The sequence below is a fragment of the Dialister sp. UBA1703 genome, assembly GCA_002320515.1.
Taxonomy (GTDB): domain Bacteria; phylum Bacillota; class Negativicutes; order Veillonellales; family Dialisteraceae; genus Dialister.
This window is the reverse complement of the sequence record DCJJ01000001.1, coordinates 1-4,916: the sequence shown is the minus strand read 5'-3', so window position 1 is coordinate 4,916 and position 4,916 is coordinate 1. Positions and strand designations below refer to the sequence as shown.

The following is a 4,916-nucleotide window of genomic DNA, read 5'->3' as shown; positions in this document are numbered from 1 at the left end:
TCGCGGCGAAGCCGCGTCAACCTTCGGGAATACTGGAAAGCACCGACCAGGTCCCGGTCCCGACCGCGCCAAAGGCGCTTGTCCCCTCACGTTACCTCCTCAGCATGCGATGTTTAAACTTGATTCCCTTAAATCCCGTCACTTTCCGGAAGTATCTGGCCAGGTATTCCGACACGATATAGAAGGCGGGGATGAGGAAGAGGCCGCAGAGGGTGGCGAAGGTCATGCCGCCTACGACGGCTACGCCCATGCCGCAGCGGGCACCGGCGCCGGCGCCGGTGGCCAGGGCCAGGGGCAGGCAGCCGATGATGGCGGTGAAGGCGGTCATGAGGATAGGACGGAGGCGGAGTTTGGCTGCAATCACCACGGCGTCCATGGGATCCATGCCTTTATCCACCCGTTCTTTGGCAAATTCCACGATGAGGATGGCATTCTTGGCGGCGAGGCCGATGATCATGATAATGCCGATCTGCATGTACACACTGTTCAAAAAGCCGGTGGCGTTTCCGCCCAGCATGGATGCCAGGATGCGGATGATGTATTCGGAGAATACGGCGCCGAAGATGCCGGTGGGCACGGTGAAGAGGACGGCGAAAGGCATGGACCAGCTTTCGTAGAGGGCTGCCAGGCAGAGGAAGGCAAAGATAAGGGCCATGATGAGGACTTTCATGGTGGAGTCAGAGGAAGTACTTTCTTCACGGCTCTGGCCGGACCATTCGATGGTAAAGCCCGACGGCATGACGCTCTTGGCCGCTTCTTCCGCCGCTTTCATGGCTTCGCCGGAGCTGTAGCCGTTGGCGGCGCTGCCCTGGATGGTGACGCTTCGTACGCCGTTGAAACGGGTAATGGAGGAGGGTCCGGTGGTAATGGAGCTAGTGAGTAGGGTGTCCAGGGGCACCATGTTCCCGGAGGCTGATTTCACGGAAATAAATTTCAAACTGTCCGCCTGGGAGCGGTACTGAGTATCTGCCTGTACGATGACTTTGTAGGCTCTTCCGAACTGGTTGAAATCGTTGACCTGGGAGCCGCCGAAGTTTGCCTGGAGGGCGGTGAATACGTCGGAAAGGCTGATGCCCAGATTTTTGATCTTTTCACGGTCCACGGCGTACTGCACGCTGGGGGTATTGGTGGCGTAGCTGGTGCGGACGCCGGAGAGCTCCGGCCTTGCGCTGCAGGCAGCCACCACCTGGTCAGCCACGGTGCCCAGTTCTGTATCGGAAAGGCCTACATTATCCTGGAGCTGCATGGTCCAGCCGCCTTCCATGCCCAGGCCAGGAAGGGCGGGCGTATTGAAGGCCGCCACCCGGGCTTCAGGATGGAGAGGCACCACGGTTTTGTTGAATTTGGCAATAATGGAGTTCACGCTGAGGTCTGAAGACGTTCTCTGGTCCCAGCTGTCCAGGGAAATATAGACGTTGCCGGAGTTGGAGGTGGAGCCGCCGGCATGGGTCATAATGTCCTTTACGCCGGGGATTTTCTTCGTTCCATCAGCAATGGCATCCACGGTCTTCACGGTCTGGTTCAGGGATGTGCCTTCAGGCATGGTGACGCTGGCCATGAAGAATCCCTGGTCTTCTTCCGGTACGAAGGTGGAAGGCAGCAGCTGATAGAAAAGGCCCATGAGGCCGGTAACAAGGACGAGGAAGATGACTGCGTATTTCAAATGGTGGATCATCCAGCCCACTTTTCCCGTGTATTTTTCCCGCCAGGAGTCAAAGGCGCTGTTGAATTTCCGGAAGAAGAAGGCCAGGGGGCCGCCGGTAAAGCCTTTGTCGTCGGCCTTCAGGAGCAGGCCGCAGAGCGCCGGCGTCAGGGTAAGGGCTACGAAGGCGGAAATAGCCACGGAGACAGTAATGGTAATGGCAAACTGTTTATACAGCACGCCGGTGACGCCGCCGATGAAGGCCACGGGGATGAAGATGGACGCCAGCACGGCGGTGGTGGCGATAATCGGCCCCTGTACTTCGCCCATGGCTTTTTCCGTCGCTTCTTTGGCGGTGAGGCCGTCCTTGGACATGTGCTCTTCCACGTTTTCGATGACCACGATGGCGTCGTCCACCACGAGGCCGATGGCCAGCACCATGGCAAAGAGGGTAAGGGTATTGATGGTGAAGCCCAGGAAAATGAAGGTGGCAAAGGTACCTACAATGGAAACAGGCACTGCCAGCACCGGGATAAGGGTGGTGCGCCATTTCTGCAGGAAAATGAAGACCACCAGGATAACCAGCAGCAGGGATTCCACAAAGGTGTCCTTCACTTCGTTGATAGAAGCATTGATGAAGCTGGTGTTATCCATGACGATGATGTAGTCCAGATCCGGCGGGAAACCTTCCTTCGCCTCCTCCAGCACCTTCTTCACCTGACTGATGGTGTCCAGGGCATTGGCATCGTTGGTGAGCTGCACGCCGAAGCCGATACCGTTCTTGCCGTTGATTTTGGAGTTGCTGCTTTCATTCTGGGTGCCGGTCTGGATCTTGGCCACGTCCTTCAGGTATACGAACTGGCCGTTGGACGCGGATTTCAGGATAATATTGCCAAACTGCTCCGGCGTGGTGAGACGGCCTTCCACTTTGGCGCTGTACTGTTTTTCCTGGATTTCCGGCGCCGGCTGACCGCCTACGGTACCGGCAGGAGCGGAAATATTCTGTTCCTTAATGGCGGAAATCACATCGGAAACGGTGAGATTTCTTTCTGCCAGCTTATCCGGATTCAGCCATACCCGCATGGCATAGCTGGAGCCGAAGGTATTCACGTTGCCTACGCCGTTGATGCGCTGGATCTTGTCCAGAAGGTAAATGTCGGCATAGTTCTTGAGAAAGGCCTGGTCATAGGTGCCGTTCGGCGAATAGAGGTTGGCCATGAGCACCATGTCGCCGGAGGACTTGCGCACTGTGAGGCCTGTGGTCTGCACGTCACTGGGGAGACTGTTCTTGGCCAGGTTTGCATTGTTCTGCACATTCACGGAGTCCGTATCACCGTCGCTGGACAGGTCGAACACGATGGACAGACTGTAGGATCCATCATTGCTGGAGGTGGAAGACATGTAGGACATATTTTCCAGCCCGTTCATCTGTTCCTCGATGACCTGGGCCACCGTCTGGTTCACAATGGTCGCATTGGCGCCAGTATAGCTGGCGCTCAGACTGATGGTAGGCGGTGAAATCTGGGGATACTGGGCAATAGGCAGGGACAGAAGGGAAATGGTGCCCAGAAGCACGATAATGATGGAAATGACGATGGCGAAGATAGGCCGCCGGATAAAGAATTTTGACATGGCTCCTCCTTACTTCGCGCTGACGGAAGCACTGGCGGAAGTGGAACCGTCGGAAGAAGAAAGAGACAGCCCCAGCTCATCAGCCGTGGTTTCCGTCACATTCAGCTCCTGCCCTTCCTTCAGGTTCGTCAGCCCTTCCACCACTACATTGTCATCTTTCGTCAGGCCGCTCTTCACTACATAATAGCTGCCTACCTGGTCACCCAGGGTAACCTGCCGGGAAATGGACTTGTTATCCGATCCCACCACAATGACAAAGGACTTATCCAGTACCTGCTGCACCGCCCGCTGGGGCACAAGGATGGCATCTTTCAAAGGCCTTCCCTCCACCGTAACCCGGGCAAACATGCCCGGCAGCAGCACGCCGTCGGCATTATCAAAAACAGCCTTCAGCGTCAGGGTGCCGGTGCTCTCGGAAAGCTCACGGTCTGCAATATATTCCGTAGACACCTCGTCATACTTCTGGCCGTTGCTCAGAGTCAGAGTCGCCTTCGGCGGACGGGGCCTCTCTCCGCCTTCCCTCTCCAGCTTATCGCCGGTGCGGAAATTCAGGTATTCATTTTCACTGATGGAAAACTGCACATAAATGGGATTGATGGAGCCCACAGACACCAGGGATGTATTTCCCGACGTAGCATAGGTGCCTACGCCCACATCATCCACAGAAAGCTTGCCCGAAATGGGCGCACGAATCACCGTATCATCCAGATTTTCCTCCGCCATCTGCAGAAGAGCATTGGCATCATCATAACTGGACTGGTTGGACGCCACCGTGGCCTCCTGGGTAGTCACCGTCTGCTCTGCAATGGCCCCCGAAGAAAGGAGCCTCTGGTACCTTCCCAGATCAATCATGGAATTGTTCAGCGCCGTCCTGGCTTTCTCCACATTGGAACGGGCAGAAAGCACCGCCGACTCATACTGCCGGTCATCGATCTTGTACAGCGCCTGCCCCTCATGGACCAGATCGCCGCTTCTGAAATATTTCTCCGTAATAGACCCGGAAACCTTCGGCTTAATCACCACCGCATCCATGGACTTCACCTGTCCCGAATAGTCATGGGTCACGCTGGTATCCTGCTGGATCACCTTCATAGCCTTCACCGAAACAGCCGAAGACTTCGGCTGCGCGCTGCTGCCGCAGCCCGTAAAGAAAACAGCAGCCCCCATGCAGAGCACAGCCGCCGCCATGACACAACGCTTCCTGCAAAATGTATTCATATCCATACCCTTTCCTTTACAAAATCACTCCCTGTATGATCTCTTACACTTTTTGCCTTTAGTTTACCATAAGTATCCCCTTCTTGGGAATTTCATTGAACAGTCTATGTTTAATGACTTATGGTAATTTATAAATTATACCACATTTCCCTGTGAGACACACCTGCGGTGTGAGGGTTCATTGGACACACCTGCGGCGTGAGGGTTCAGAAGGTTCAAAAGGTTCAGAGGGGAAGGTTGACGGGGCTTCGCCCCGAGGGTTGTGAAGGGAAAGGTTCTTAAGATGGATGGGCCTTCGGCCCAAGGGTTCTTAAGTTTGACGGGGCCTTTGGCCCCGAGGGTTGCGGTGGCGGCTTCGCCGCAAGTTTTATAAAAAAAGGGGCGCGGCTGACGCCGCGGGTTGTGTAGAAGGGTTATGTTCGCT

2 protein-coding genes are annotated in these 4,916 nt (G+C 55.6%); both read right to left on the bottom strand.

Annotated features, from left to right (window positions below):
- Positions 1–91: 91 nt before the first annotated feature.
- Positions 92–3,274: an efflux RND transporter permease subunit gene (locus tag B2Y11_RS00010; RefSeq protein ID WP_291054409.1), complete on the bottom strand. Its 3,183-nt coding sequence runs from the start codon at positions 3,272–3,274 to the stop codon at positions 92–94.
- Between the two features lie 9 nt (positions 3,275–3,283).
- Positions 3,284–4,498 carry an efflux RND transporter periplasmic adaptor subunit gene (locus B2Y11_RS00005; RefSeq protein WP_291054406.1) on the bottom strand — a complete coding sequence of 405 codons (1,215 nt, stop codon included), beginning with the start codon at positions 4,496–4,498 and terminating at the stop codon, positions 3,284–3,286.
- Positions 4,499–4,916 lie beyond the last annotated feature (418 nt).

Coding starts and splice junctions, on each gene's coding strand:
- B2Y11_RS00010 (WP_291054409.1), bottom strand. CDS start 3,274: ATGTCAAAATTCTTTATCCGGCGGCCTATCTTCGCCATCGTCATTTCC.
- B2Y11_RS00005 (WP_291054406.1), bottom strand. CDS start 4,498: ATGGATATGAATACATTTTGCAGGAAGCGTTGTGTCATGGCGGCGGCT.